20 protein-coding genes are annotated in these 26991 nt (G+C 61.1%); 11 read left to right on the forward strand and 9 right to left on the reverse strand.

The genetic code is table 11. From position 1 onward, the window contains the following. The first annotated feature begins 54 nt into the window (after nt 1-54). The 3 genes from lon to BW33_RS05180 all read left to right on the forward strand — a co-directional run bounded on the left by lon (nt 55) and on the right by BW33_RS05180 (nt 4979). On the forward strand, nt 55-2451 hold the full coding sequence (gene lon, locus BW33_RS05170; RefSeq protein WP_027614583.1) for an endopeptidase La: 2397 nt from the start codon (nt 55-57) through the stop codon (nt 2449-2451). A gap of 147 nt (nt 2452-2598) precedes the next feature. Further along, nucleotides 2599-2871 (forward strand): HU family DNA-binding protein, encoded by a 273-nt coding sequence (locus BW33_RS05175; RefSeq protein ID WP_002552737.1) that lies wholly within the window; start codon nt 2599-2601, stop codon nt 2869-2871. A 236-nt stretch (nt 2872-3107) separates the two neighbouring features. Beyond that, nucleotides 3108-4979, forward strand: a complete 1872-nt coding sequence (locus tag BW33_RS05180) for a SurA N-terminal domain-containing protein (RefSeq protein WP_047597476.1) — start codon at nt 3108-3110, stop codon at nt 4977-4979. Nucleotides 4980-5602: 623 nt separating this feature from the next. On the opposite strand, the gene BW33_RS05185 is transcribed toward BW33_RS05180, so the two are convergent. Next, nucleotides 5603-6799, reverse strand: a complete 1197-nt coding sequence (locus BW33_RS05185) for an MFS transporter (protein WP_047597478.1) — start codon at nt 6797-6799, stop codon at nt 5603-5605. Between the two features lie 120 nt (nt 6800-6919). Here BW33_RS05185 and BW33_RS05190 point away from each other — a divergent pair, with 120 nt between their 5' ends. Then, nucleotides 6920-7819: a LysR family transcriptional regulator gene (locus BW33_RS05190; RefSeq protein ID WP_047597479.1), complete on the forward strand. Its 900-nt coding sequence runs from the start codon at nt 6920-6922 to the stop codon at nt 7817-7819. A 91-nt stretch (nt 7820-7910) separates the two neighbouring features. Beyond that, nucleotides 7911-8798 (forward strand): DUF2242 domain-containing protein, encoded by an 888-nt coding sequence (locus BW33_RS05195; protein WP_047597481.1) that lies wholly within the window; start codon nt 7911-7913, stop codon nt 8796-8798. Nucleotides 8799-9138: 340 nt separating this feature from the next. Here BW33_RS05195 and BW33_RS05200 read toward each other — a convergent pair whose 3' ends face one another. Beyond that, nucleotides 9139-10179, reverse strand: coding sequence for an AraC family transcriptional regulator (locus BW33_RS05200; RefSeq protein ID WP_047597484.1), 1041 nt, complete (start codon nt 10177-10179; stop codon nt 9139-9141). 3 nt (nt 10180-10182) lie between these two features. Next, entirely contained in the window at nt 10183-11313 is a 1131-nt protein-coding gene (locus BW33_RS05205) for a nitrilase-related carbon-nitrogen hydrolase (RefSeq protein ID WP_047597485.1), read from the reverse strand. A 206-nt stretch (nt 11314-11519) separates the two neighbouring features. Between BW33_RS05205 and BW33_RS05210 the strand changes: the two genes are divergently transcribed. Next, nucleotides 11520-13559, forward strand: a complete 2040-nt coding sequence (locus tag BW33_RS05210; protein ID WP_047597486.1) for an oxidoreductase — start codon at nt 11520-11522, stop codon at nt 13557-13559. Between the two features lie 140 nt (nt 13560-13699). Next, nucleotides 13700-14623, forward strand: a complete 924-nt coding sequence (locus BW33_RS05215) for a 1-aminocyclopropane-1-carboxylate deaminase/D-cysteine desulfhydrase (protein WP_442965391.1) — start codon at nt 13700-13702, stop codon at nt 14621-14623. Nucleotides 14624-14784: 161 nt separating this feature from the next. Here BW33_RS05215 and BW33_RS05220 read toward each other — a convergent pair whose 3' ends face one another. The 3 genes from BW33_RS05220 to BW33_RS05230 form a co-directional block, all read right to left on the reverse strand. Continuing rightward, nucleotides 14785-15333, reverse strand: coding sequence for a cytochrome b (locus tag BW33_RS05220; RefSeq protein ID WP_047597487.1), 549 nt, complete (start codon nt 15331-15333; stop codon nt 14785-14787). Between the two features lie 192 nt (nt 15334-15525). Beyond that, on the reverse strand, nt 15526-16353 hold the full coding sequence (phnX, locus tag BW33_RS05225) for a phosphonoacetaldehyde hydrolase (protein ID WP_047597488.1): 828 nt from the start codon (nt 16351-16353) through the stop codon (nt 15526-15528). A gap of 145 nt (nt 16354-16498) precedes the next feature. Further along, complete coding sequence (locus BW33_RS05230; protein ID WP_047597489.1) at nt 16499-17608, reverse strand: 2-aminoethylphosphonate--pyruvate transaminase; 1110 nt, start codon at nt 17606-17608, stop codon at nt 16499-16501. 112 nt (nt 17609-17720) lie between these two features. Here BW33_RS05230 and BW33_RS05235 point away from each other — a divergent pair, with 112 nt between their 5' ends. Beyond that, on the forward strand, nt 17721-18581 hold the full coding sequence (locus BW33_RS05235) for a LysR substrate-binding domain-containing protein (RefSeq protein WP_047597490.1): 861 nt from the start codon (nt 17721-17723) through the stop codon (nt 18579-18581). A 157-nt stretch (nt 18582-18738) separates the two neighbouring features. Here the strand turns inward: BW33_RS05235 and BW33_RS05240 are convergent, their stop codons facing one another. Continuing rightward, the gene (locus BW33_RS05240) at nt 18739-19611 is read right to left on the reverse strand and encodes a LysR family transcriptional regulator (protein WP_047597491.1); all 873 of its coding nucleotides are present in this window, start codon (nt 19609-19611) and stop codon (nt 18739-18741) included. A gap of 270 nt (nt 19612-19881) precedes the next feature. Here BW33_RS05240 and BW33_RS05245 point away from each other — a divergent pair, with 270 nt between their 5' ends. Together BW33_RS05245 and BW33_RS05250 are read left to right on the forward strand one after the other, a co-directional pair. Continuing rightward, the gene (locus BW33_RS05245; RefSeq protein ID WP_047597493.1) at nt 19882-21207 is read left to right on the forward strand and encodes an MFS transporter; all 1326 of its coding nucleotides are present in this window, start codon (nt 19882-19884) and stop codon (nt 21205-21207) included. A gap of 71 nt (nt 21208-21278) precedes the next feature. Continuing rightward, nucleotides 21279-22670, forward strand: a complete 1392-nt coding sequence (locus BW33_RS05250; protein ID WP_047597495.1) for an FAD-dependent oxidoreductase — start codon at nt 21279-21281, stop codon at nt 22668-22670. A 593-nt stretch (nt 22671-23263) separates the two neighbouring features. Here the strand turns inward: BW33_RS05250 and BW33_RS05260 are convergent. Next, complete coding sequence (locus tag BW33_RS05260; RefSeq protein WP_047597500.1) at nt 23264-24655, reverse strand: type VI secretion system Vgr family protein; 1392 nt, start codon at nt 24653-24655, stop codon at nt 23264-23266. 219 nt (nt 24656-24874) lie between these two features. On the opposite strand from BW33_RS05260, the gene BW33_RS05265 reads away from it, so the two are divergent. Continuing rightward, nucleotides 24875-25579: a YebC/PmpR family DNA-binding transcriptional regulator gene (locus tag BW33_RS05265; protein WP_007961154.1), complete on the forward strand. Its 705-nt coding sequence runs from the start codon at nt 24875-24877 to the stop codon at nt 25577-25579. A gap of 82 nt (nt 25580-25661) precedes the next feature. Here the strand turns inward: BW33_RS05265 and BW33_RS05270 are convergent, their stop codons facing one another. Beyond that, on the reverse strand, nt 25662-26975 hold the full coding sequence (locus BW33_RS05270; RefSeq protein WP_047597504.1) for a protein kinase: 1314 nt from the start codon (nt 26973-26975) through the stop codon (nt 25662-25664). Between the last annotated feature and the right edge of the window lie 16 nt (nt 26976-26991).

A 26991-nucleotide genomic window follows, 5' to 3' on the forward strand; every position in this document is an offset into this window, starting at 1 on the left:
TTCAAGCTTAATTCCATCTGATTACGGCCATATGGCCGCCGTAGAGGCGAAATCATGAAGACAACCATCGAATTGCCTCTCCTGCCATTGCGTGATGTCGTGGTTTATCCGCACATGGTTATCCCGCTGTTCGTGGGGCGCGAGAAATCCATCGAAGCCCTCGAGGCAGCGATGACGGGCGACAAGCAGATCCTGCTGCTGGCCCAGAGAAACCCGGCTGACGATGATCCCGGGGAAGAAGCTCTCTATCGCGTAGGTACGATTGCGACTGTGCTGCAGCTGCTGAAGCTGCCGGACGGCACCGTCAAGGTTCTGGTCGAAGGCGAGCAGCGTGGCGCTGTAGAGCGCTTCAGCGAAGTCGACGGGCATTGTCGCGCCGAGGTCTCGCTGATCGATGAAGTCGACGCCGCCGAGCGCGAATCCGAAGTGTTCGTGCGCAGCCTGCTATCGCAGTTCGAACAATATGTGCAGCTGGGCAAGAAAGTCCCGGCCGAGGTCCTGTCGTCGCTCAACAGCATCGATGAGCCGGGTCGTCTGGTCGACACCATGGCCGCGCACATGGCGCTGAAGATCGAGCAGAAGCAGGAAATCCTCGAAATCATCGATCTGTCGGCCCGGGTCGAGCACGTGCTCGCCTTGCTGGATGCCGAAATCGATCTGCTGCAAGTTGAAAAACGCATTCGCGGCCGCGTCAAAAAGCAAATGGAGCGCAGCCAGCGCGAGTACTACCTGAATGAGCAGATGAAGGCCATTCAGAAAGAACTGGGCGACGGTGATGAAGGTCACAACGAAATCGAAGAGCTGAAAAAGCGCATCGATGCTGCCGGTCTGCCGAAAGATGCCTTGGCCAAAGCCACCGCCGAGCTGAACAAGCTCAAGCAAATGTCGCCGATGTCCGCTGAAGCCACCGTGGTGCGCTCCTACATCGACTGGCTGGTGCAGGTGCCGTGGAAGGCACAAAGCAAGGTACGCCTCGACCTGGCGCGTGCTGAAGACATTCTCGATGCCGATCACTACGGCCTCGAAGAGGTCAAGGAACGTATCCTTGAATACCTCGCCGTGCAGAAGCGCGTGAAAAAGATTCGCGGCCCGGTGTTGTGCCTGGTTGGTCCGCCTGGCGTGGGTAAAACCTCGCTGGCGGAGTCGATTGCCCATGCGACCAACCGCAAATTCGTGCGTATGGCCCTCGGTGGCGTGCGTGACGAGGCGGAAATTCGTGGTCACCGTCGGACTTACATCGGTTCGATGCCAGGAAGATTGATTCAAAAGATGACAAAAGTGGGCGTACGCAACCCGCTGTTCCTGCTCGATGAAATCGACAAAATGGGCAGCGACATGCGTGGCGACCCGGCGTCGGCATTGCTGGAAGTGCTCGATCCGGAGCAGAACCATAACTTCAACGATCACTATCTGGAAGTCGATTACGACCTCTCGGATGTAATGTTCCTGTGCACCTCGAACTCGATGAACATCCCGCCGGCACTGCTGGACCGGATGGAAGTCATTCGCCTGCCGGGCTACACCGAAGATGAAAAGATCAACATCGCCGTCAAGTACCTGTCGCCAAAGCAGATCGCCGCCAACGGTCTGAAGAAAGGCGAGCTGGAATTCGATGAAGAAGCGATCCGCGACATCATCCGTTACTACACCCGCGAAGCCGGTGTGCGTGGCCTCGAACGTCAGATCGCCAAAGTCTGCCGCAAGGCGGTCAAAGAGCACGCTCTGGAAAAACGTTTCTCGGTGAAAGTGACAGCTGACCTGCTGGAACACTTCCTCGGCGTGCGCAAATTCCGCTACGGTCTGGCAGAACAACAGGATCAGATCGGTCAGGTGACTGGCCTGGCCTGGACGCAGGTGGGCGGTGAATTGCTGACCATCGAAGCGGCTGTGGTGCCGGGTAAAGGTCAGTTGATCAAGACCGGTTCGCTGGGCGATGTAATGGTCGAATCGATCACTGCCGCGCTGACGGTTGTACGCAGCCGTGCCAAGAGTCTGGGTATTCCCCTGGACTTCCACGAGAAGCGTGATACCCACATTCACATGCCGGAAGGGGCGACCCCGAAGGACGGTCCCAGCGCTGGTGTGGGCATGTGCACGGCTCTGGTGTCGGCCTTGACCGGGATCCCGGTGCGCGCCGATGTCGCCATGACCGGCGAAATCACGCTGCGTGGCCAAGTGCTGGCGATTGGGGGGCTGAAGGAAAAACTGCTCGCGGCTCATCGCGGCGGAATCAAGATTGTGATTATTCCGGAAGAAAACGTGCGCGATCTGAAGGAGATTCCTGACAATATCAAGCAGGATCTGCAGATTAAACCGGTTAAATGGATTGACGAGGTCCTGCAAATTGCGCTGCAATACGCGCCGGAGCCCTTGCCGGATGTGGCTCCGGAGATAGTTTCCAAGGACGAAAAACGTGAGTCTGATTCAAAGGAAAGAATTAGCACGCATTAATACGTTTTTGCCTGGAGGGCTTCCTTGACAGCTTTTTAGAGCCCTTGTTATAAAGCGGCTCTTAAGTGTCTGTAGGCCATTCAGCACTGTTTTTGCTTTCACCAAAAAACTTAGAATCATCTCAAAATAGATATAAGGGGACTTAGAGTGAACAAGTCGGAACTGATTGATGCTATCGCTGCATCCGCTGATATCCCGAAAGCTGCTGCTGGCCGTGCGCTGGACGCTGTAATCGAATCCGTCACTGGCGCTCTCAAGGCTGGCGACTCCGTTGTTCTGGTAGGTTTCGGCACTTTCTCCGTGACTGATCGTCCAGCTCGTATCGGTCGTAACCCACAGACTGGCAAGACGCTGGAAATCGCTGCTGCTAAAAAGCCAGGTTTCAAAGCCGGTAAAGCACTGAAAGAAGCTGTCAACTAAGCAAGTTTGTTTCAGGTTTTTACCCATCCGGGTCGGGGTCATGCCTGACTTGGCAGCGGAGCGGTAGAGCAGGTCGCTGGAACAGCCGCCTGTAACGCCGGGATCGAGGGTTCGAGCCCTGTCCGCTCCGCCAGTTACGAGAAGGCGCATCCTCGGATGCGCCTTTCTTCTATCCGGATTCTACCCACGCTCCACGGTTGCCAAATTTTTGAAGTTCAACCGTTTCTGGGGGACGCATGCTGCAGAATATCAGGGACAATTCACAAGGCTGGATTGCCAAGACCATTATCGGGGTCATCGTTGCACTGATGGCTCTGACCGGTTTCGACGCCATTTTCCAGGCCACGACGCATACCAACGATGCGGCCAAGGTCAATGGCGAAGAAATCAGCCAGAACGAGCTGAGCCAGGCCGTTGACATGCAACGCCGTCAGCTGATGCAACAGCTGGGCAAGGACTTCGATGCTTCCTTGCTTGACGAAAAAATGCTCCGCGAATCGGCCCTCAAGGGTCTGATCGATCGCAAGCTGCTGCTGCAAGGCGCAGAACAATCGAAATTCGCTTTCTCCGAAGGCGCACTGGACCAGGTGATCCTGCAGACCCCTGAATTCCAGGTGGACGGCAAGTTCAGCTCCGAGCGCTTCGACCAGGTGATCCGTCAGCTGGGCTACACCCGCATGCAATTCCGCCAGATGCTGGCTCAGGAAATGCTGATCGGCCAGTTGCGTGCCGGTGTTGCCGGTAGCGGCTTCGTCACCGACGCCGAAGTGCTGGCATTCGCCCGTCTGGAAAAGCAGACCCGCGACTTCGCTTCGCTGAACGTCAAGGCCGACCCGGCCGCGGTCAAGCTGACTGACGATGAGGTCAAGGCTTACTACGACGAGCACGCCAAGGAGTTCATGACCCCTGAGCAGGTGGTTGTCGATTACGTCGAGCTGAAGAAGTCCTCGTTCTTTGACCAGGTTGCGGTCAAGGATGAAGACCTGCAGGCGGCGTATCAGAAAGAGATCGCCAACCTGTCGGAACAGCGCCGCGCTGCGCATATCCTGATCGAAGTCAACGACAAGACCACCGACGCTCAGGCCAAGGCGAAGATCGAAGAAGTCCAGGCGCGTCTGGCCAAGGGCGAGAAATTCGAAGCGCTGGCCAAGGAGTTCTCGCAGGATCCGGGTTCGGCCAACAATGGCGGTGATCTCGGTTTTGCAGGTCCTGGCGTCTATGACCCTGCCTTCGAAAAAGCCCTGTACTCGTTGAACAAGGACCAGGTGTCCGAGCCGGTGCGTACCGATTTCGGTTACCACCTGATCAAGCTGCTGGGTGTTGAAGCGCCAGAAGTACCGACCCTGGCCAGCCTGAAAGACAAGCTGACCCGTGAGCTGAAGACTCAACAGGTCGAGCAGCGTTTTGTCGAGGCCACCAAGCAATTGGAAGACTCGGCGTTTGAAGCGTCTGACCTGGCCCAGCCTGCGGCAGATCTGAAACTGACTGTGCACACCTCCAAGCCATTCGGCCGTGAAGGTGGCGAAGGCATCGCGGCCAACCGTGCGGTGGTGACGGCTGCATTCAGTCAGGAAGTGCTGGAAGAAAACGCCAACAGCACCGGCATCGAGCTGGATCCGGAAACCGTGGTCGTGCTGCGTGCCAAGGAGCATCTGAAGCCTGAGCAACTGCCGCTGGAAGCGGTCAACACCTCGATCCGTGCCCAGTTGACCAAAGAGCATGCCAGCGCTGCGGCCAAGACCAAGGCTGACCAGTTGATCGCCAGTCTGCGTGATGGCAAGACTCCGCTGGACAAGGCAGTTGATGGCCAGAGCTGGAAGGTTGTGACGGCGGCGACTCGTGCTCAGGAAGGGGTTGATCCGACTGTGCTGCAGGCGTTGTTCCGTATGCCGAAACCGGCGGCCAAGGGCAAGCCGACGTTCAGCAGCGTGACCTTGCAGGACGGTAGTCTGATGATTGTACGTCTGGACGGTGTGAATGAAGCCGTAGCGCCGACTGATGAAGAGAAGGCGCAGTACCGTCGTTTCCTGGCTTCGCGTGAGGGGCAGCAGGATTTTGCGGCGTTCCGCAAGCAGTTGGAGAGTCAGGCGGACATCAAGCGGTATTGATGTTTGACTGAGTGGTAACAGGAAAGCCCCGGCCTTATGGTCGGGGCTTTTTTTTGGGGCTTGGTTTTTTGGGCTTGGCGGCCTTTGGGCCGACCATGCTCTTGTGGGTTGGGTGAATATCCGTTGCTTCGGGTGCTGCGGCTGGCGGTTTCGCCCTTACGGCGACTCCCTTTGGCAAACGCCCCAAAGGAAGCAAAGGTCTGGGCCCCGGCGTTCGGCCCTCGCCGTGGCTCGGGTTCCTTCGTTACGGGATTCATCCGGGGGTATCGCCTACGGTTTGCTTCGCTGCACCTCCTCTCGATGTGTTTGGCTTCGCCAAACGGTCGCTGCGCTCCCACCCCCGGATAAACCCCTTCACTCAGCCTGCCGATGGGGCCGGCACGGCAAGATCAAGAACTCTCGGCGAGCTGACACTCGACCTGTGTAGGAGCTGCCGAAGGCTGCGATCTCTTGATCTTGATCTTGATCTTGATCTTGTGGGAGCTGGCCTGCCGGCGATGGCGGCCTACGAGCCGACCTGTCTCTAACTGACTGCCCGCAAATCAATTGTGGGAGCTGGCCTGCCGGCGAAGACGGCCGACTAGCCACCCAGCCCCTTACAGACAAACATCCCATTCTTCCAATCACACAAACCCATAGCCCCGCGCCCTGAGTACCGCACTCAAGGTCAAAACCAGCAACCCCACAACAATCCACGGAAAACCCCCAACCCCCAGACTCCCCAGCAGCAAACCACCCGCCAGGCCACCCCCGGCAATCCCGACATTCCACAGTGTCACCAGCATGGACTGCGCCGTATCGGCAGCCTCTCCAGCGGTTTTCGCCGAGGCAGTCTGCAGCAGAGAGGGCATCGCACCAAACGCCAGGCCCCACACGGCGACGGCGATGTAGACCACGGTCGCCGATTCTCGCCACAGGCCCAAGGCGATGGCGGAGAGCATGAACAGCAGCGTGCTGATCAGCATCAGCTCGCGCAGCCAGTGATCGATCAGGCTGCCGACGATCCACAGGCTCAGCACTGAGGCGAGGCCGAACACCAGCAGCACTCGGTCGATATCGCTGGCCAGTCCCGACGGTTGCAGGAACGGTGCGATGTAGGTGTACAGCAGGTTGTGGGCGATCACGTAGGTCAAGGTCACGAACAGCACCGAGCGTACGCCAGGCAGGGTGAAGACCTGACGCAGAGGCAGGCGTTTTCCTGCGCGTTCTCCGGCAAAGTCCGGCACTTGCCAGCGCACCCAGATTACCAGCAGCAGCGTCAGACCGGTCATGATGGCGAAGCTCAGGCGCCAGCCGACCAGTGTGCCGAGCAGTGTTCCCGCCGGAATGCCCAGCGACAGTGCCAGCGGTGCGCCGAGCATGGCTACGGTGATCGCGCGGCCTTGCAGGTGTGGGGCAACCATGCGGCTGGCGTAGCCTGCCAGCAACGCCCACAGCAGCCCGGCAAATATCCCGGCGAGCAAACGTGCGATCAGGGTCAGCCAGTACCACTCCGACACGGCGGTGATGCTATTGGCGATGGCGAAGCCGCCGATGGCTGACAGCAGCAATGGCCGACGACGCCAGCTGCGGGTGACGATGGTCAGCGGAATGGCGGCGAGCATCGAGCCAATCGCGTACAGGGTAACCAGTTGCCCGATCAGTGCCTGGGAGACATTCAGCCCCGCGCTCATTTGTGGCAGCAGGCCGGCGGGCATGGCTTCGGTCAACACCGTGATGAAACCGGCGGTGGCCAGGGCCAGCAAGGCGCCGAGGGGTAATCGGTCGCGGGTGTCGACTGGCTGGGTGAGGGCTGAGGAGGTCAGTTGTGCGTCGTTCATGAGTCAGCGTCCATGTGCCGAAGTGGGTGAAGGCCATAGGCTAGGGCGCTGCGCATTGGAGAAAAATGGGGTACGGTTCCGAACATATCGGACATGGATGTCGTGAATCGGAGGGGTGGAATGGACAGTCTGGGCAGTATTTCGGTGTTTGTGCAGGTCGCCGAGACCCGCAGTTTTACCGAGGCGGGGCGGCTGCAGGGCGTTTCGGCTTCAGCGGTGGGCAAAAGTATCGCCCGGCTGGAGGCGCGATTGGGTGTGCGGCTGTTTCATCGCACCACCCGCAGCATCACCCTCACCAGCGAGGGCGCGCTGTTTCTCGCACGCTGTCGCAAGATTCTCGCCGAGGTGGAAGCCGCCGAGTTCGAACTCTGCGATTCCGCATCGCAACCCCATGGCAAACTGCGCATCAGCCTGCCGCAGGTGCATGGCCTGGTGATGCCGGTGATGAATGAGTTCATGGCGCTGTACCCGCAGATCGAGCTGGATCTGGACCTGACCGACCGCATGGTCGACGTGGTCGAGGAGGGCTTCGATGCGGTGATTCGTACCGGTCAACCACGAGATTCACGGCTGATGGCGCGGCCCTTGGGCGAGTTTCACATGGTGCTGGTGGCGAGCCCGTTGTATCTGCAGCAGCGCGGCGTACCGCAAACTCCCGCCGATCTGGCGGAGCACGCCTGCTTGCGGCACACCTTTCATGCCACCGGCAAGCTGGAACCGTGGCCATTGATTGGCGAGGAGGGCGCGCCGGAGCCGAGCTTGCCGACGCGGCTGGTCACCACCTCCATCGAAGCCGTCAATCATGCGACCCTGGCAGGGATGGGTATCGCCTGCCTGCCGGATTTCATGACCCATGAGGACATAGCGCAGGGGCGCTTGCAGCGAGTGCTGGATGCACATATGAAACACACCGGTCAGTTCTGGGTGCTATGGCCCTCCAGCCGGCATGCCACCGCCAAATTGCGCGTCTTCATCGATCATTTGTCGCTGCGACTTTTTCCGGCAAACAAGGGTCAGTAGGGTTGTAACGGCTTTAAGACACAATCCATGCGCCGCAGGGCCAAGTTCTGTTGCACAATACGCCCCGGACTGTTTTCCCTCAGGATGTTCAATGTTGATTTCAACTCCCATGCGTGTCTTTGGGTTGGCGCTGTTGTTGACCGCTGTTGCTGGCTGTTCGAAGGACAAGCCGATCTATGAGCATGAGAACTTCGATGATTCCGGCACGTTCTCGCGCAATTATCCGGTGGCTGACACCGCGAGTTGCGAGGCGGCCCGTCGTGCGTTGCTCAGCCAGGGCTACATCATCACCAGCAGTGACCCGAAACTGATCAGTGGCCACAAAAGCTTCCAGCAAACCGGTGAAACCCACATGGAGATCAGCTTCAATGTGGTGTGTACCGAAGACGGCAGCTCCAAGCACCATGCCACGGTGTTCGCCAATGCCTTGCAGGATCGCTATGCGCTGAAGAAGACCAACAACTCCGCCAGCCTCGGGGTTGGTGTGTTGGGTTCGGTGTCGATGCCGATCGGCTCCTCCGATGATTCGATGGTCAAGGTGGCCAGTGAGACCGTGACCTCGCAGAAGTTCTACGAGCGTTTCTTCACCCTGGTTGAGTTGTTCCTGCCAGCCGATGCGAAGAAAGCCGCGCACATCGAAGAAAAACCCAAGACCGATCTGGGTGTGCCGGAGCCCAAGCCTGCCGCTGTAGCGCCGGCAACACCTGCCCCGGCGGTAGAGGCAACGCCTGCGCCGCCGCCAGCCGGGATTGTCGAACCAGCCCAGACCACGACGCCGGCAGCCCCGGCAGCGACCCCGGCGCCGGCTCCGGTTGCACCGACGCCAACGGGTTCCGAACCCGTGGTGCCGCCTGCGGAGTCTGCGCCGATCACCCCGGCACCGAGTGCTGAACCAGCACCCGCCAGCGAAACGATCACGCCGCCGGCCAACCCGACCAATATTCCGCCACCGTCCGAGCCGATTCCGGCAATGCAGTAAGCCCGGTGCGAAACCCTGTGGGAGCAAGTCTGCTCCCACTGTTGTTTCTGCGATGCGTGAAATCTCGTTACATTCCCCTGACAAAATTCCCGCGATAAATTCCTGACCACCTGCTACGTTTTATTCATGAAGGCTGGATGTCACTTTTCCTTCATACGGGCACGATAGGCTCGAGGCACTGGTCATTTGACCGGGCTATTTTTCAAGCGGGCAGTAGGGGGATGACACGATGGATGACTATCAAGAAGAACTGCTCGAATACCAGGCGTATGAACTGGATCAGCCAGAGCCTGCCGAAGACGCCACCGAGCTATAAGCGCTTGCTTGCAGCTTGTAGCTTTTATGCCGTTTTGCGGTGACTGCGGCGAAACTCGCCGGGGGTCTGACCGCTCCAGCGCTTGAAGGCGCGCTGAAACGCCTCGGCTGAAGCAAAACCCAGCAGATAGGCGATTTCGCCGAACGCCAGTTCGGTGTCGCGGATGTAGGTCATCGCCAGATCACGGCGCGTGTCGTTGAGGATCGCGCGAAACTGCGTGCCTTCCTCGGCCAGTTTGCGGCGCAAGGTCCAGGTCGGCAGCTTCAGGCGCGCCGCCACTTCTTCCAGGTCGGGTTCCCGGCCACCATTGAGCAACGGCCCCAGCAGCTGAGTGATGCGTTCTCGCAGGCTGCGGGTGCGGGTCAATTGCTCCAGTTCCCGTTCACACAACGCGAGCAAGTGTTTCCAGGTACTCGGACAATGTTCCGGGTTGCGTCGGGCGAGGCTGGTGAGGCTTAAGCGCAGTTGATTGCGTTCGGCGCCGAACTGGATCGGGCAGTCGCCCAGTACGCTGTAGGCGTCGCGATAGTCCGGCGCGTCAAATTCGATTTCGATGCGCTCGGCCCGCAGGGGCTCGCGACCGACGCTGGACAGCTGATGCAGCCAGCCGGCGATGATCGAATCCACCACAAAACGGTTATAGGCGTTGTACGGGCTGATCGAATAGAAGCGCAGCCAGGCGCCATGGGTATCCTCGTGAAAGCTCGATTGCCCGCGATAGTTGGAGCCGTACAGCGGCTCGAAGCGAATCAGGCAGCGGGCGGCCTCGCGCACGGTCGGTGCTTGTGCGGCGGTGACCCCGGCGAGCCCCGCCTGACTCAAGCGGCTGAGCTGGCCCATGCGCAGGCCCAGCGCCGGATCGCCGGTCAACTGAATCGCGCTGTGCCCCAGACGCATGTAGCGCGGAATCGACAGCCGCGCGCCGGCCTCGGCCAGTCGCGCGGCATCCAGGCCGTATTGTTCAAGCAACGCTTGCGGATCGGCGCCATGGCTGAGCACCGCATCGGCCAGGCTGTGAACGAAACCTACCGACAGATCCCCCAGGCGCATCGGCAGCGGCTTCATGGCTTACAACCAGATGTTCAGCAGACGCGCGCCACGGGCTTCGCCATTGGCGAATTGCTGGCCGTTGCTGCTGAGAAAGCTTTGCCCCGAGCCGGGCTTGTCCCAGAACTGCCCGCGCAGGAACACGCTCATTCCGGCGATCGCACGGCTGCTCGGTGGCTGTGCGGTGAGCGTCAGGCGATGCCAGGCCTGACCTTCACTGATTTCTCCGGGCTTGAGGCTGACCGACCCCGGTGTACTCGAACCCTTGTAACCGGCCCACGGCTGATCCCACGCACCGTGGCCGACGACGAAGGCCGGCACCGCCACCAGTTGCGCGCCTTGCTCGTCGAGTCGGCGATAGTTGTCCGGGTACCAGCTGTCGCTGCCGATCAGCACACCCAGACGCCCGGCCGGGGTCTCGACCACGTTGATCGCGTGCTCGTCCTCGCTTTCGATCACGTCACGTTGTTCGAAGATCGGGTGCATCTGCCGCTGAGGCTGGCCCAGCGGCACGCCATCACGACCGAATACCACGCTGCTGTTGAACAGCGCGCCGTTGCCAGGTTTGAGTTGGCCATCACGAATGCTCGGTTCGGGCAGGACGATGGAACCGGCTACCAGTGTCACGTGGAATTCCTTGGCCAGACCACCGAATAGCGCCTGGTAATCCTTGGCCATGGCTTTGGACTTCATCCGCAGGTGCGCGTCGTCGAGGCGATTTTCGCCCTTGGCAGTGAGCCAGGCGCGGGCGAACAGCAACGGATTGCTCGCCGCCAGCCAATTCATCGCTTCGACCAGGGTCGGCGCCTGGTAGAGCTCGTCTTTCTCGCCACTGATCATCAGCCAGGTACCGACATGCTCGGGCAGCACCACTACGGTTTTTTCGTTCAGCAGCCCCTGATCCTGTGCCTGCTGCAGATAGGCCGCGAGTTTGCGGTGCAGGCGCTCCGGGCTTTGGTAGTCGGTCGGAAACAGTTCCGGCTGGATGCCCAGCAGATTGCCACGGTCGGCGGGCGTGCCCTGATCGACCGCCAGTTTGATGCGCAGGTCCGACAGGTAATGCCCCGCCGGCCGGTCCGCCGCCCACATGGCGTAGGTGGTCAGGGCGGCAACGATGGCCATGGAGAAAAACAGATACAAAAGTTTGCGCATGAAAACCAACAACAACCGGGTACAGGGTGTGGGGACTAGGGTAGGGCGCATGCCCGCGCTTGCCAAGGGGCGCTGCACATTTGGATCAATAAGTTGTCAGTTTCGGTCATTGAGTGACAGCAGTGCGACTCTTAGTCTGTCGAACATGACTGACGGGGGACGCAGAGCTCCCGCAATTTCCGTGATCGCACGTTGTGGAGTTACCGATGACCGCCGCTCATTACCCGCACCTGTTGGCCCCGCTGGACCTGGGATTCACCACGCTGCGCAACCGCACCCTGATGGGCTCGATGCACACTGGCCTTGAAGAGAAGCCGGGCGGCTTCGAACGCATGGCGGCGTACTTTGCCGAGCGTGCCCGTGGCGGCGTCGGCCTGATGGTCACCGGCGGTATCGGCCCGAACGACGAGGGCGGCGTGTACTCCGGCGCAGCCAAGCTGACCACCGAGGAAGAAGCCCTCAAGCACCGCATCGTCACTCGCGCAGTGCACGAGGCGGGCGGCAAGATCTGCATGCAGATCCTCCACGCCGGGCGTTATGCCTACAGCCCGAAACAGGTGGCGCCAAGCGCGATTCAGGCGCCGATCAACCCGTTCAAGCCCAAAGAGCTGGACGAGGAAGGCATCGAGAAACAGATCAGCGATTTCGTCACCTGCTCGGTACTGGCGCAGAGCGCCGAGTACGACGGCGTGGAAATCATGGGCTCGGAAGGTTATTTCATTAACCAGTTCCTCGCCGCGCACACCAATCACCGTACTGACCGCTGGGGCGGCAGTTACGAAAACCGCATGCGCCTGCCGGTGGAAATCGTTCGCCGCGTACGCGAAGCAGTCGGCCCGAACTTCATCATCATTTTCCGTCTGTCGATGCTCGATCTGGTCGAGGGCGGCAGCAGTTGGGAAGAGATTGTGACCCTGGCCAAAGCCATCGAGCAGGCCGGCGCGACGATCATCAACACCGGTATCGGCTGGCACGAAGCACGGATTCCGACCATCGCCACCAAGGTGCCGCGTGCGGCGTTCAGCAAGGTCACCGCCAAGCTGCGTGGTTCGGTGAACATCCCGCTGATCACCACCAACCGCATCAACACCCCGGAAATCGCCGAGCAGATTCTCGCCGAAGGCGATGCCGACATGGTCTCGATGGCGCGGCCGTTCCTCGCCGATCCGGAGTTCGTCAACAAGGCCGCTGAAGGCCGCGCCGACGAAATCAACACCTGTATCGGTTGCAACCAGGCGTGCCTCGATCACACCTTCGGCGGCAAGCTCACCAGTTGCCTGGTCAACCCGCGTGCCTGCCATGAAACCGAGCTCAACTATTTGCCGGTGCAGCAGATCAAGAAAATCGCTGTGGTCGGTGCCGGTCCTGCCGGTCTGTCCGCCGCGACCGTGGCCGCCGAGCGCGGTCATCAGGTGACCCTGTTCGATTCGGCCAGCGAAATCGGTGGCCAGTTCAACATCGCCAAGCGTGTGCCGGGCAAGGAAGAATTCTTCGAAACCCTGCGCTACTTCAAGCGCAAGCTGCAGACCACGAATGTCGAGGTGTGCCTGAACACCCGCGTCGACGTGGCGAAACTGGTCGAAGGCGGTTACGACGAAATCATCCTCGCCACCGGTATCGCGCCGCGCGTGCCGGCGATTCCGGGTGTGGAAAATGCCAAGGTGTTGAGCTACCTGGACGTGATCCTCGAGCGCAAACCCGTAGGTAAGCGTGTCGCGGTGATTGGCGCGGGCGGTATCGGTTTCGACGTCTCCGAGTTCCTCGTGCACCAAGGCGTGGCCACCAGTCTGGATCGCACCGCGTTCTGGAAAGAGTGGGGCATCGACACGAACCTGGAAGCCCGTGGGGGTGTGGCCGGGATCAAAGCCGCGCCGCACGCACCGGCTCGCGAAGTGTTCCTGTTGCAGCGCAAGAAAACCAAGGTCGGTGATGGCCTGGGCAAGACCACTGGCTGGATTCACCGCACCGGTCTGAAGAACAAGCAGGTACAGATGCTCAACAGCGTTGAATACCTGAAAATCGACGACGAAGGCCTGCACATCCGCATCGGCGAAACCGGCGAGCCGCAAGTGCTGGCGGTGGACAACATCGTGATCTGCGCCGGGCAGGATCCGCTGCGTGAGCTGCAGGACGGTCTGGTCGCGGCGGGGCAGAACGTACACCTGATCGGTGGCGCCGATGTCGCGGCTGAGCTGGATGCCAAGCGCGCGATCAATCAGGGATCGCGTCTGGCGGCTGAACTGTAAGCCCTGTGCAGGAGCTGCCGCAGGCCGCGATCTTTTGACTTTGCCTTTAAAGACCAAGATCAAAAGATCGCAGCCTGCGGCAGCTCCTACAGGTTTTTTGGGTGCTGTTAGTATTGGTTTTTTCTGATGCTGCGACGCTGATGCTTTTTCCCTCTGACTGGCTGCCCCAGGCCCCCCTCGAATTGCTTCAACTCGACTGGCTCACCCGCGCCGGAATCGAGGTCGCGATCCTGCGTCTGGATCAGATTGATCCGCTGATCAGCGGCAACAAATGGTTCAAACTCACCGAACACCTCAAGGCCGCCGACCGCGCCGGCGCGCAGGGCGTCATCAGCCTCGGTGGCGCGCATTCCAATCATTTGCATGCACTCGCGGCGGCGGGCAAGCGTCTGGGCTTCGAAACCGTTGGGCTGTTGCGTGGCCATCCACAGCAAACGCCCACGGTTACCGATCTGCAGGCGTTCGGCATGCAACTGCACTGGCTCGGTTACGGCGGCTATCGGGCGCGGCATGAGCCCGGGTTCTGGGAGCCTTGGCGGGCACAGTACCCGAATCTGCACGCAGTGCCGGAGGGCGGTGGCGGATTGGCCGGTGCGCTAGGCTGCAAAGCGCTCAAGCAACAGGTGAGTTCACAACTGAGCACGCTGGGCTGGAGCGATTACCACGGCTGGTGGCTGGCGTGCGGCACCGGGACGACCCTGGCAGGGCTGGTGCTTGCCGAAGCGGGAGAGCGTCCGGTGTACGGCGCGCTGGCGGTGCCCGAGGATCATGGCGTGGCACCGCAGGTGGAGGCGATTGTTCGGGAGTCGGGTCTTGCTGTGGCGGACTACGCGTTGTTCGACGCGTGCCGGGGTGGTTTCGCCAAGGTTGATCCGGTGTTGCTTGAGTTCATCGAGAGCACTGAGCGCGGTAGCGGCGTTCCGTTGGAGCCGCTGTATACCGGCAAGGCGTTGTTGGCGCTCAAGGAGCAGGTTGAAGCGGGCGGATTTGAATCAGGACCCCGGCTGATCTTTGTGCATACCGGCGGTTTGCAGGGGCGCCGCGGATTCATCTCCTACAGTTGAACTTCCGTGGCGAGGGAGCATGCTCCCGCTCGGCGGCGCAGCCGTCGTTGATCCAGCAAATATGGCCTGCCTGACAGACCACATTCTCTGCATTCAGGACTGCTGCGCAGCCCAGCGGGAGCAAGCTCCCTCGTCACAGGGGAATATCACCGAGGCGAAGTTCAACCGCGCTTGGGCATCATCCGCAACAAGGTGTTATCGCCCACCACATAATGGTGATAAAGCCCCGCCAGCGCATGCACGCCGATCAGCCAGTAGCCGATGTTGCCGATCAACACGTGCCAGTGCTCCACCTGCTTGGCGAATGCCTTGTCTTCATGAACCAGTAACGGCAGATCGAAACCGTAGAACATCACCTGATGCCCCTCGGCACTGGTGATCAGCCAGCCGAGGATCGGCATGCTGATCATGAACAGATACAACAGCCAGTGCATCACCCGCGCCAGCAGGGTTTGCCATTGCGGGGAGGCCGGGAAGATTTTCGGTGCCGGGCCAATGCTGCGTGCTACCAGGCGAAACCACACCAGCACGAACACGGTCAGGCCCAGCATGTAATGCACTTCGCGAATCAGCGAGCGGCCGCCACTGCCCTTGGGAAAAATCCCGCGCAACTCCATGCTGGCATACACCAGGATCAACAGCACCAGCATCAGCCAGTGCAGCAGCACGGACACGGTGCTGTAGCGTGATTCGGAACTTGTCCACGGCATACGGTGTTTCCTCACAGATCAGGGTCGCCACGTGCCGTTCTTGTGCGACGGCATGCTTTAACTGTAATCCGCTTTGGCGGATTTGCCTGAGGCTGATCGGAGTTTCACTGCGTTGAGTCAGGGCTTTAACCAAAAAAAACGCCAGCGTCGCGAAGACCCTGGCGTTTTTGTCTTTCTGACGAATAGCCGCGATCAGCTCGATTGCGGCATCTCACCGTTGGCCAGACGCTTGTTGATGTCGGCAATCACTTCCGGCAGGTCGCTGATGGTGTCGATCATGTAGTGCGGGCGCGAATCGGCGAACAGCGCGTGGATGCGTTTGCGTTCACTGGCCAGTTCGTCGCTGCCCAGCGCCCGGTAACCGGCGTAGTCCAGGCCCAGCGCGTTGCCCGAGCAGATCAGCGCCACGGTCCACATCCCGGCGCGACGGCCTTCTAGGATGCCCGGCACGGTGTCGTCGATCTTCACGCAGGCGCCGACGTCGTCGATGCCCAGGGCGATCACGTTGGCCAGGGCCTGAGCCGGCCATGGCCGACCGTTCGGCACTTCGTCGGTGGCAACCACGTGGTCGGCAACGTAGCCGTTGCTGGCGGCCAGCGCCACGACCTTGTCCATCACCTGTTTCGGGTAGCCGGAGCAGGAACCGATCTTGATTCCTTGCTGGCGCAGATTGGCGATGGTTTCCAGTGCGCCGGGAATCAGCGCCGAGTGCTCGGCGATCTTCTCGATCTGCAGCGGCATGAAGCGGTTGTAGATCGCGGTCACGTCATCGTCGGTCGGGGTGCGGCCGAACGCTTTGCGATAACGCTCGGCGACCTGCGGCTGATCGCACAGCGTGCGGATGTGATCCCACTTGCCCATGCCCATCGGGCCACGGGCTTCTTCGATGGACACCTGAACGTCGAATTCGGCGAACGCTTCAACGAAGATCTGCGTTGGCGCGAACGAGCCGAAATCGACCACGGTGCCGGCCCAGTCGAGGATCGCGGCTTGCAGTTTGCTTGGGTTTACGTAGTTCATGTTGGTCAGAATCCTGTATTGGAATGCGATTCAAACTGTAGGAGTGAGCCTGCTCGCGATAGCGGTGTATCAGTCGCCATCGTCGGTGAATCCTGAAACGCAATCGCGAGCAGGCTCACTCCTACAAAAGGATTTTTGGTGTGGGTCAGATCTCTAAGACTTCCATCTCCCGCAGCACTTCTCCCACTGCCGCCACGGCCTGGCGCATTTGGTCCGGGCTGACGTGGCCGATGCAGCCGACGCGGAAGGTTTCGACCTGGGTCAGTTTGCCGGGGTAGAGGATGTAGCCCTTGGCCTTGACCCGTTCATAGAAGTCCTTGAACTGGTAGCGCGGGTCTTGCGGGGCGTGGAAGGTGGCGATGATCGGGGCCTGGATCGCCGCCGGCAGAAAGCTGCGCAGGCCGAGTTTGCCCATCTCTTCCATCAGCGCCTGACAGTTGGCGGCGTAGCGAGCGTGCCGCGCCGGCAGACCCCCTTCTTCGTTGTACTGCAGCAACGCTTCGTGCAGCGCCGCGACCACGTGAGTTGGCGGGGTGAAGCGCCACTGGCCGGTCTTCTGCATGTAGGTGTACTGGTCGTAAAGGTCCATCGCCAGCGAGTGCGAGTTGCCGGCGGCTGCAGCCAGCGATTCCTTGCGAGCGAAGACGAAACCCATCCCCGGCACGCCTTCCAGGCACTTGCCCGAGGCAGCGATCAACGCATCGAACGGCACCTTTTGCGCGTCCACCGGCAATGCGCCAAACGAGCTCATGGCGTCGATGATCAGGCGCTTGCCGTGTTGCGCAACAACATCGGCAATCTCTGGCAACGGGTTGAGGATGCCGGTGCTGGTTTCGCAGTGGATCAGCGCGACATGGGTGATGTCACCATCGGCGCGCAGCAGGCGGTCGACGTCGGCAGCGGTGGTTGGCTCGTCTTCGGCGGTTTCGAAGGTGCTGAACGAGCGGCCGAGCACTTCACAGATCTTCGCCAGACGCTTGCCATAGGCACCGTTGATCAGCACGAGGATTTTGCCGTCGCGTGGCACCAAGGTGCCGATGGCGGCTTCGACAGCGAAAGTGCCGCTGCCCTGCAACGGCACGCAGTGGTGAGTGGCGGCGCCATTGAGGATCGCCAGCAATTGCTCGCAAAGGCTGGCGGTCAGTTGGTTGAAGCGGTCATCCCATGACCCCCAGTCGATCATCATCGCCTGGCGGGTGCGGGCTGAAGTGGTCAACGGGCCGGGAGTGAGCAGGATGGGTTCGGCGATACTCATTCGTGTGTCCTCGGGAAGCGCTGGGGGATGAAGCTACGGGGCATACGTTGCAATTCGCCGTTGCATCAATCAAATTGTTTGTTGTTATGCCAACCATCAGCGAGGGTTATCCATGAATCTGTTCCAGCTGCGCGCCTTCGATGCCGTGGCCCGTGAAGGCAGCTTCACCCGCGCCGCCGCACGCCTGTTCATCAGCCAGCCGGCGGTCACCGGACACATCAAGGCGCTGGAGGAGCATTACCAGATCACCTTGCTGCGGCGTACCGCGCGACGGGTGGAACTGACCGAGGAGGGCACCAAACTGGCGGCGATTACCCGTGCCATGTTCGGTCTGGCCGAAGAGGCGCAGACCCTGCTCGAGGCCAACCGTCAGCTGCTGACCGGACGTCTGGAAGTGGCGGCGGACGGCCCGCACATGGTCATGCCGATGCTCGCCAGCCTGCGCGCGCGCTATCCCGGGATCACGGTGAACCTGCGTCTGGGCAATGCGCAGGAAACCCTGGCGGCGCTGTTGTCCGAGCATGCGGACGTGGCAGTGCTGACCGAAGTCGAACCGCGCAAGGGCTTGCATCTGCAAGCTTTGAGCGAATCGCGGATCTGCGCGCTGGTGCCGGCCGGGCATGCGTGGGCGCAGCGTGCCGGCGAAGTGAAGCTCAAGGAGCTGGATCAGGTGATCATGGTGTTGCGCGAGCCGAGTTCGATCACCCGCCGTACCTTTGATCAGGCGTGTGCGCAGGCGGCAGTCAATCCGCGAGTGTTGCTGGAACTGGACAGCCGCGAGGCGGTGACCGAAGCGGTGGCAGCGGAGCTGGGGGTGGGCGTGGTGTCGTCGGTGGAGGTCAGCCATGACCCGCGAGTGGTGGCGATTCCGATTGCCGGGGACGGGCTGGTCAATCGGCACATGATCGGCTGTATGGAGCGGCGGCGGGAGTTGCGCCTGATTCAGGCGTTCTTCGCTCAGGCGCCGGCCTGATACACCGAGTTATGGCCCTTCGCGAGCAGGCTCGCTCCCACAGGTATTGCGCCATGCCCATATCCCCCTGTAGGAGCTGCCGCAGGCTGCGATCTTTTGATCTTGTTTAAAAGCAAAATCAAAAGATCGCAGTCTGCGGCAGCTCCTACAGGGGTGGTCAGGTCAGGCTCTCGCGCACCATGTCGAGGAAAGTCGCCACCACCCGCCGCGAACTCTGCTCACGCAAGCACACCAGCGTCTCGGTCAAGCGCCGGGTGCAATCGGTAATCGGCAACGCACACACCCGCGAATCCGCACCAAACTCCGCCGCCGATACCACCCCCACACCAATCCCCACCACCACTGCCTCACGCGCCGCTTCCCGGCCCTCGACCTGAATCGCCGGACGAATGCGGAAGCCGGCGCGGGCCATTTCTTCTTCCAGGGTCTGCCGGGTCACCGAGCCGTGTTCGCGCAGCACCAGCGGCGTGTCATCCAGATCGGCCAGGCAGATAGACTCGCGCTCTGCCCACGGATGATTGCGCGAAACGAACGCCACCATCGGGTCGTTACGCAGCGGCACACACAGCAGGCGTTCATCGCTGACATCGCGCCCGAGCAGCGCCAGATCGGCCTGATAGTTGAACAGCCGAAACAGCGATTCATCGGTGTTGCCGGTTTCGATCTTCACGCTGATCCCCGGATACCGTTCGCAGAACCGCGCGATCTGCGGCAGCACGTGCACCGGCGCATCCACTGCCAGAATCAGGCTGCCGGTCTGCAATGCCTGGGATTCCTGCAGCAGCTCCTGTGCTTCAGCTTCAATCACAAACAGCCGTTGGGTGATCGCCAGCAGGCGCTCACCGAGATCGGTCAGGCGCACCGAACGCTTGTTGCGATGAAACAGCAAGACGCCGAAGCGTTCCTCGAGCTTGCGCACCTGGTCGGAAATCGCCGGTTGCGTGAGAAAAAGCCGTTCGGCGGCTTTGGTAAAGCTTCCATGGACGGCCACGGCGTGGAAGGCTTTGAGTTGGGCGTGAGACACCGACATGCAGCCTCCAGTAACAAGCTGAGCTTATGTGTGAAATACGATAAATCGATTTTATTTATTAAACAGTAATTGCTTTGATCCGCTCACGCCAGCGTTGACTGTCCGCTCGGACAGCAGCGTTGGCGATGAGCCTGTGCGTGCAACAACAGGACTCATCTGACCGCTATCGCCATCAGGGATGGGGCGCTGGCGCAGTGCTCAACAATAAAAAACACAGGCGTTTACTTAACGATTCTGCCGGCACACTCACACCCTGAGGTCAGAACCACAATGAACAAGCACATCGGCACCATTGCGCGTTGGCGCATGCAGATTTTCGCTGTCACCTGGCTCGCGTACGCCGCTTTCTATTTCACCCGCAAAGCGTTTTCGGTGGCCAAACTGGGCATCGCCGAAGACCCGACCTTCATGCTCGACAAGATGGCCATGGCCAACCTCGATGCGATCTATCTGGCGGCCTACGCCATCGGCCAATTCACCTGGGGCATGCTTGCCGACCGTTTCGGCCCAAGGGTCGTGGTGCTTGGCGGGCTGCTGATTTCCGCTGGCGCGGCATTGGTGATGGGCAGTTTTGCCACCTTGCCGATCTTCGCCACTTGCATGCTGATCCAGGGGCTGGCGCAGTCCACCGGCTGGTCGGGATTGTGCAAGAACCTCGGCAGTTTCTTCCCCGCCGAACAGCGTGGGCGCGTGCTCGGTCTGTGGAGCTCCTGCTATGCGTTTGGCGGTCTGGTGGCCTCGCCGTTCGCCGGCTGGTGGGCGTATACGCTGATGGGCACCTGGCACGCGGCGTTCATTTCCAGCGCGGCAGTGGTCGCGGTGGTGGCGGTATTGTTCTTCATTTTTCAGCGCAACAAACCCGAAGACGTCGGCCTGCCAGCGGTGGAGCCGGAGCCGGAGCTGAGCGCTGAAGAAACCGAAGCCAACAGCAAACTCAGCGTCTGGGAGCCGTTGAAGGAAATCCTGCGCAACCGCACGGTGCTGGTGCTGGGCCTGGCGTACTTCATGTTGAAACCGGCGCGTTACGCGATTCTGTTGTGGGGCCCGGTGATCGTCTTCGAGCAGATGCCAAGTGTCGGCAAGGTTGGCGCGGCGATCATTCCCACCTCGTTCGAACTGGCCGGTCTGCTCGGGCCGATCATGATCGGCATGGCCTCGGACAAACTGTTCGGCGCCCGGCGCATGCCGGCCTGCGTCCTCAGTCTGCTGGCGCTGACCGTGACCCTGGCGCTGTTCATGGGCGCGTTGCACACCGGCAGCGTGATGCTGGTGGTGGCGCTGCTGTTTGTCATGGGCCTGACCCTGTACGGGCCGGACTCGATGATCAGCGGCGCGGCGGCGATCGACTTCGGCAAGGCCAAGGCCGGTGCCACGGCGGCCGGTTTCGTCAACGGCTGCGGCTCGGTCGGCGCGGTGCTCGGCGGATTGCTGCCGGGTTACTTCGATTCGGTGACGGTGTTCATCGTCTTCGCCGGCTGCGCATTGTTCTCGGCGCTGGTGCTGATTCCGCACTGGAACAGCCGCCCGGTCGGGGTCATGGAACCGCGCGCGTCCATTCCCAATTGCCCGCTGACCATCAAACCCCTGCGTAACTGAAAACCCTTGCCCCGTGGCCTGCTGCGGCGTTCGCGGCAGGCTGTGTCGTGGCCATCTGACTGGAGAATTCCATGCGACCGTTTTGGCTCGAGCAGGCCTTGCAGGCCGACCCATCCCCGATGTGCGCGCCGCTGCAAGGCGAAGTACGCACCGACGTGTGCATCGTCGGCGGCGGCTACACCGGATTGTGGACGGCGATCATGCTCAAGCAGCAGAACCCGGAACTCGATGTGCTGCTGATCGAAGCCGACATCTGCGGCGCCGGCGCCAGTGGGCGCAACGGTGGTTGCGCGTTGTCGTGGTCAGCCAAGTATTTCACCCTCGAGCGGCTGTTCGGCGTCGAGGAGGCGGTGCGTCTGGTCAAGGAATCCGAGCGCAGCATTCACGCCATCGGCGCGTTCTGCGAACAGTACGGCGTCGATGCCGATTACCGCCTCGACGGCACGTTGTACACCGCCACCAACAAGGCGCAGGTCGGTTCGACCGACGCCGTGATCGCTGCACTGGAGCGCAACGGCATCAACTCCTTCAGCCAGCGTCCGGTGGCCGATGTGCAACGCATGGCCGGTTCCAGCAAGCATCTGGAGGGCTGGTTTTCGCCGGCAGCGGCCAGTGTGCAACCGGGCAAACTGGTACGCGGCTTGCGTCGGGTGGCGTTGCAACTGGGCGTGAAGATCCACGAGAACACTGCGATGACCGGCCTGGAGGAGGGCCGTCCGGCGCGCATTCACACCGCTGGCGGCTGCGTGATTGCCGACCGCGTGGTACTGGCGATGAACGCGTGGATGGCCCGCGCTTTTCCGCAGTTCGAACGCAGCGTGGCGATTGTCTCCAGCGACATGCTGATCACCGAACCACGCCCGGATCTGCTGCAGGAGATCGGTTTGACCAGCGGCGTTACGGTGCTTGATTCGCGGATTTTCGTGCACTACTACCACAACACGCCGGACGGCCGGATCATGCTTGGCAAGGGTGGCAACACGTTTGCGTTTGGTGGGCGGATGTTGCCGGTGTTCGATCAGCCATCGCCCTATGCTGATTTGCTCAAGCGCAGCCTTGGGGAGTTTTTTCCGGCGTTTGCCGAGGTCAAGGTGGATGCGACCTGGAATGGGCCGTCGGATCGCTCGGTCACCGGGTTGCCGTTTTTTGGGCAGATGAGTGCCAGTGGCAATGTGTTTTATGGTTTTGGTTATTCCGGCAGTGGCGTCGGGCCGTGTCACATGGGCGGGCAGATTCTTGCCTCGTTGGTGCAAGGGCTCGATAACCCCTGGACCCGTTCGCCATTGGTGAACGGGCCGCTGGGGTATTTTCCGCCGGAGCCGATTCGGTATCTGGGGTCGTTGATGGTGCGTAATGCGATTCGGCGCAAGGAGCGGGCTGAGGATCATGGGCGGCGGCCGCGGCATCTGGATGTGCGGTTGGCGAAGTTTGCGGCGGCGGCGGGGAAGGCTGACAAGGGGTGATGGGGGGCTTTGATTGATGGGGACATATCCGTTGCTGCGGTAACGGCTGCTTTGGGTTCCGCCCTTACGGCGGGTCACTTTTGACAAACGCCTCAAAAGTAACCAAAAAGGCTTGCCCCGGCGTTCGGCTCTCGCCTTGGCTCGGGTTCCTTCGTTACGGGGTTCATCCGGGGGCATCGCCTCCGGTTGGCTTCGCTGCACCTCCTCTCGATGTGTTTGGCTGCGCCAAACGTCGCTGCGCTCCTCCCCCCGGATAAACCCCTCCACTCAGCCTGCCGATGGGGCCGGCACGGCAAGATCAAGAGCTCTCGGCGAGCTGACACTCGACCTGTGTAGGAGCTGCCGAAGGCTGCGATCTTTTGATCTTGATCTTGATCTTGATCTTGATCTTGATCTTGATCTTGATCTTGATCTTGATCTTGATCTTGATCTTGATCTTGTGGGAGCTGGCCTGCCAGCGATGGCGCCCTCCCAGCCGACCAACCCCCAACTGCCCGCACCCAATCCAACTGTAGGAGTGAGCCTGCTCGCGATAGCGCCCTCCCAGCCAACCAGTGTCCGGCAGCTGTACTCAATTCCAATGTCTGCGGTGTTTACGGATCGACCCCGTGGAGCAGCCAATCGAGCAACAGGCTGCTGTCGCGCGGTGGTGGCGTTGCGTTCGGTGGCGCGGGACGCGGGTTGGCGAGACAGAGGATCGGTCGATCCGGGTCGCTGTCGAGGAAGCTCACCCACACCTCACTGCCGGCGCGGGGCAACTGGTGGGCGGCGAGCCGGCCGGCGCTGGTCAGCGCGATCGGTAGCCACAGGCACGCAGACTCGGCTGTCTGCGTCGGCCAGAGACTGACGGCGATGCGCCCGCGATCATCGAGTGGCGCGGGCTGGCCGGGCGATCCCAGCACTCGTGCCAGGTGATAGCCGCCGATGTTCGGGCGCGGCTGCGCCAGGGGCGGGCGAAAGTCGCTCGACCAGGGCAGGGCGCTGAAGTCGTTTCGATAGCGATGCACGTCGGTTGTCGGATCGAGGATCGAGGGGTGCTGGCCTTGATGGTGCAGCTCGGTGATCAGCCATTGCTCGTTGAAGGCATTGATCGGGTGTTCGCTGATCTGCAACAGATGCCCGCTGCGCAACGCGCTGCAGTCGCCGGATCCCCGGATCGTGCGCGACTGGCAGCGCTGACGCTGCAGATGGCGCCGGCTGCGTTGTTCGGTGTGGCGCTGGTCGCTCGACAGGTTCAGTGGCGTGAGCGCGGGCACGGGGTGGTTGGCCGCGTCTGCGATGATGACCGCCTGGCCTCGGTTGCGAATGCCGGGCGCGGCCATGACCGGTGTCGCGTCATGGCGCTGCAGCAGCGTGCTGATGCGAGGTGATCGCGTGTCGTCGGTTACGGCAAACGGCACTGGCAGCGGTTCCTGCGGCAGGCTGAGGTTGTCATCGGCAAACACCAGCACATGCCCGTTCGGGTGATGTTCGAAGTGGTAGTGAATGCCTTCCTCCTCACACAGCCGTTGCACGAAGGCCAGGTCGCTTTCCTCGTATTGCAGGCAAAATTCCCGTGGCGGGTATTGGCCGACGCTCATCTCGATCCGGTAACTGTCCGCCGGCAGCTGATGTTCTTCGAGCAGTTGCGCAAGGATCGCCGGCACGCTTGCTTGCACGAAGACCCGGCGCCGCGGCGACTGCTCCAGATTCAGCAGCATCGGGACCAGAATCAGCCGGTAGCCGATGCGGTGGCTGGCGCGATGCTCGCAACTGACGCTGTGGATCAGGCCGTGAATCCCGTGATCGGTACCCAGGTGCAGGAACGCTGGTTGGCGCAGCAGGCTGCCGGGGGGCAACGCCGGCGCCAGACCGATCACTTCAATCTCGAAGCGAAACGGCTGATTGAGTGCTTCCCTGCCGCTGAAACGCAAGACCGGCAGGCACAGCGGGCCGTCGGTCAGGGTCAGGGTCAGGGTGAACGGGCTATCCTTGTCATTGAGCATTCGTACGGGCTCTGTGGGCAATACGGACGGCAGAGGGTACGAAAACGCGAGCACGAATGGTCATGGCTGGTGGGCTTTTCAGAATCGCCCTACAAGTCGTGGTGAAGATGTCGATCCAACAATGATTTTTTTGGTCGATTGCCGACTTTAGGCCGTATAAACTTGGCGCCACGCGTCGGCCAATAGATGTCTCGGCGCCACAGATCAAGAGAGTGAGTAATGGGCGCACAGTGGAAGGTTAAACACAAAGAAGCGGCAGCCAACGCCAAGGGCAAGATCTTCGGCAAACTGGTGAAAGAAATCACCATCGCTGCCCGCAACGGTGCCGATACCGCCACCAACGCACACCTGCGTCTGGTGGTCGAACAGGCCAAGAAAGCCTCGATGCCCAAGGAAACCCTGGACCGCGCCATCAAGAAAGGCGCCGGCCTGCTGGGCGAAACCGTGCAATACCACCGTGTGACGTACGAAGGTTTCGCACCGCATCAGGTTCCGTTGATCGTCGAGTGCGTCACCGACAACATCAACCGTACCGTTGCGGAAATCCGCGTGGCGTTCCGCAAGGGCCAACTGGGTGCTTCCGGTTCGGTGGCCTGGGACTTCAACCACGTCGGCATGATCGAAGCGTCGCCGGACACCCCGGACGCCGATCCGGAAATGGCCGCGATCGAGGCCGGTGCTCAGGACTTCGAACCGGGCGAAGAGGGCGCGACCCTGTTCCTGACCGATCCGACCGACCTCGACGCCGTGCAGAAAGCGTTGCCTGAGCAAGGTTTCACTGTGCTGTCGGCCAAACTCGGCTACCAGCCGAAGAACCCGGTCAGCGGCCTGAGCGACGAGCAGATGGCTGAAGTTGAAGCGTTCCTGGAAGGCCTCGACAACCACGACGACGTGCAGGACATGTTTGTCGGTCTGGCGGGCTAAGATCAAAAGATCGCAGCCTGCGGCAGCTCCTACAGGGTTATGTGTACACCTGTAGGAGCTGCCGCAGGCTGCGATCTTTTTGTCATTGTGTGTGCAATACCTGAATCACTTCGCTGAACCCCGGCCGCGCCAGCACATCCGCCTGACAGCAACGCTGTTCCAGCGCTTGCAGCCGCTCGCGTCGTTCATCGCTCAACCCTGAGTCGATGCGCGCCAGCAATTCCCCGAGCAGAACCCCGAACGCCCGCACTTCGATGCGTTGCAGTGCCCGGGTTTCCAGGTTGTCGGTGGTGGCATGGAATGACGCCGCGCCGAAATCTCCCAGCAAGCAATCGCCCTGATCGTTCAACAGAATGTTGTGGCCGTAGAGGTCGCCGTGAGTGATGCCCTGTTGATGCAGATGTTCGGCTGCCGAAGCGATGCCTTGGGCGATGTTCAATGCCACTTCGGCACTGAAGCGGCAATCTTCGGCATACACATCCCGCGAGCAGCTCGCCAGGCTCGGCAATGCCGCCAGGTTACCAAAGCTTGGGTCGATCAGTTGCATCACCAGCCCCTGTTGGCCATCAGGATGCCCGTGAATACGGCCTTCCACGCGGATCAGGTTCGGGTGCAGGCCGGCGGTGATGCAGGCGTTCATCTCGTGCAGCGGCGAACCGTCGCTGGTCATTTCACCTTTATAGAGCTTCACCGCGACCGGCAATTGCGAGCCGTCGGCGCGCTGCCACTGCGCCCGGGAAATCACCCCCGACGCGCCTTCGCCCAGGCGTTGTTCCAGACGCAGCGCCGACCAGTCGATCAGCGGCGTGGCTTCCAGCGCGGCGGCATCGGCCTCGTTTTCCAGCGGATTACCGGCGTACGCCAGCCAGGTCAGGCTCGGCAGGGTCAGCAGCCACTGCGGCAGTTCAGGCAGGCGATTGGCGGCGATGCGGATCAGCTCCAGGCGATGGCACTGGCTCATGGAGGCTGGCAGCGCTTGCAGGCGATTGCCGGCCAGCAGCAGTTTTTGCAGATAAGGCCGCTCACCCAGCTCCGTCGGCAGAGTTTCGATGCAGTTGTCGGTCAGGATCAACCAGCGCAGCAGCGGCGGCAGTGCTGCGCCCGGCACGTGGCTGATGCGATTGGCCTTGAAGCCGATCATCGTCAGCGCCGCGCATTTTCCGACACATTCCGGCACCTCGGTGAAGCGGTTGTCCGAGCAGAACAGTATGCGCATCCTGGTCAGGCGATGCAGATCATCGGGCAGACTGCTCAAGGCGTTGCCGCTGAGGTTGAGCACCTCCAGCGTATCGGCCAGCTCGAAAATCTCCCGGGGGAACTCGGTCAGTCCGCAAGACAGATCCAGCCGGGTAATGCCCGACAACTCGCCGGCGCGCAATTGAGCAAGGGTGTGCATGTGGATGTTCACTATC

The organism is Pseudomonas sp. RIT288, assembly GCF_000631985.1.
Lineage (GTDB): Bacteria > Pseudomonadota > Gammaproteobacteria > Pseudomonadales > Pseudomonadaceae > Aquipseudomonas.

What these genes read in the sequence shown, in the direction of transcription:
- BW33_RS05195 (WP_047597481.1), top strand. Translation starts at nt 7,911, where the DNA reads ATGTTGATTTCAACTCCCATGCGTGTCTTTGGGTTGGCGCTGTTGTTG.
- BW33_RS05250 (WP_047597495.1), top strand. Translation starts at nt 21,279, where the DNA reads ATGCGACCGTTTTGGCTCGAGCAGGCCTTGCAGGCCGACCCATCCCCG.
- BW33_RS05260 (WP_047597500.1), bottom strand. Translation starts at nt 24,655, where the DNA reads ATGCTCAATGACAAGGATAGCCCGTTCACCCTGACCCTGACCCTGACC.
- BW33_RS05270 (WP_047597504.1), bottom strand. Translation starts at nt 26,975, where the DNA reads ATGCACACCCTTGCTCAATTGCGCGCCGGCGAGTTGTCGGGCATTACC.
- BW33_RS05245 (WP_047597493.1), top strand. Translation starts at nt 19,882, where the DNA reads ATGAACAAGCACATCGGCACCATTGCGCGTTGGCGCATGCAGATTTTC.
- BW33_RS05210 (WP_047597486.1), top strand. Translation starts at nt 11,520, where the DNA reads ATGACCGCCGCTCATTACCCGCACCTGTTGGCCCCGCTGGACCTGGGA.
- BW33_RS05230 (WP_047597489.1), bottom strand. Translation starts at nt 17,608, where the DNA reads ATGAGTATCGCCGAACCCATCCTGCTCACTCCCGGCCCGTTGACCACT.
- BW33_RS05200 (WP_047597484.1), bottom strand. Translation starts at nt 10,179, where the DNA reads ATGAAGCCGCTGCCGATGCGCCTGGGGGATCTGTCGGTAGGTTTCGTT.
- BW33_RS05205 (WP_047597485.1), bottom strand. Translation starts at nt 11,313, where the DNA reads ATGCGCAAACTTTTGTATCTGTTTTTCTCCATGGCCATCGTTGCCGCC.
- BW33_RS05235 (WP_047597490.1), top strand. Translation starts at nt 17,721, where the DNA reads ATGAATCTGTTCCAGCTGCGCGCCTTCGATGCCGTGGCCCGTGAAGGC.
- BW33_RS05215 (WP_442965391.1), top strand. Translation starts at nt 13,700, where the DNA reads ATGCTTTTTCCCTCTGACTGGCTGCCCCAGGCCCCCCTCGAATTGCTT.
- BW33_RS05220 (WP_047597487.1), bottom strand. Translation starts at nt 15,333, where the DNA reads ATGCCGTGGACAAGTTCCGAATCACGCTACAGCACCGTGTCCGTGCTG.
- phnX (WP_047597488.1), bottom strand. Translation starts at nt 16,353, where the DNA reads ATGAACTACGTAAACCCAAGCAAACTGCAAGCCGCGATCCTCGACTGG.
- lon (WP_027614583.1), top strand. Translation starts at nt 55, where the DNA reads ATGAAGACAACCATCGAATTGCCTCTCCTGCCATTGCGTGATGTCGTG.
- BW33_RS05240 (WP_047597491.1), bottom strand. Translation starts at nt 19,611, where the DNA reads ATGTCGGTGTCTCACGCCCAACTCAAAGCCTTCCACGCCGTGGCCGTC.
- BW33_RS05180 (WP_047597476.1), top strand. Translation starts at nt 3,108, where the DNA reads ATGCTGCAGAATATCAGGGACAATTCACAAGGCTGGATTGCCAAGACC.
- BW33_RS05185 (WP_047597478.1), bottom strand. Translation starts at nt 6,799, where the DNA reads ATGAACGACGCACAACTGACCTCCTCAGCCCTCACCCAGCCAGTCGAC.
- BW33_RS05265 (WP_007961154.1), top strand. Translation starts at nt 24,875, where the DNA reads ATGGGCGCACAGTGGAAGGTTAAACACAAAGAAGCGGCAGCCAACGCC.
- BW33_RS05190 (WP_047597479.1), top strand. Translation starts at nt 6,920, where the DNA reads ATGGACAGTCTGGGCAGTATTTCGGTGTTTGTGCAGGTCGCCGAGACC.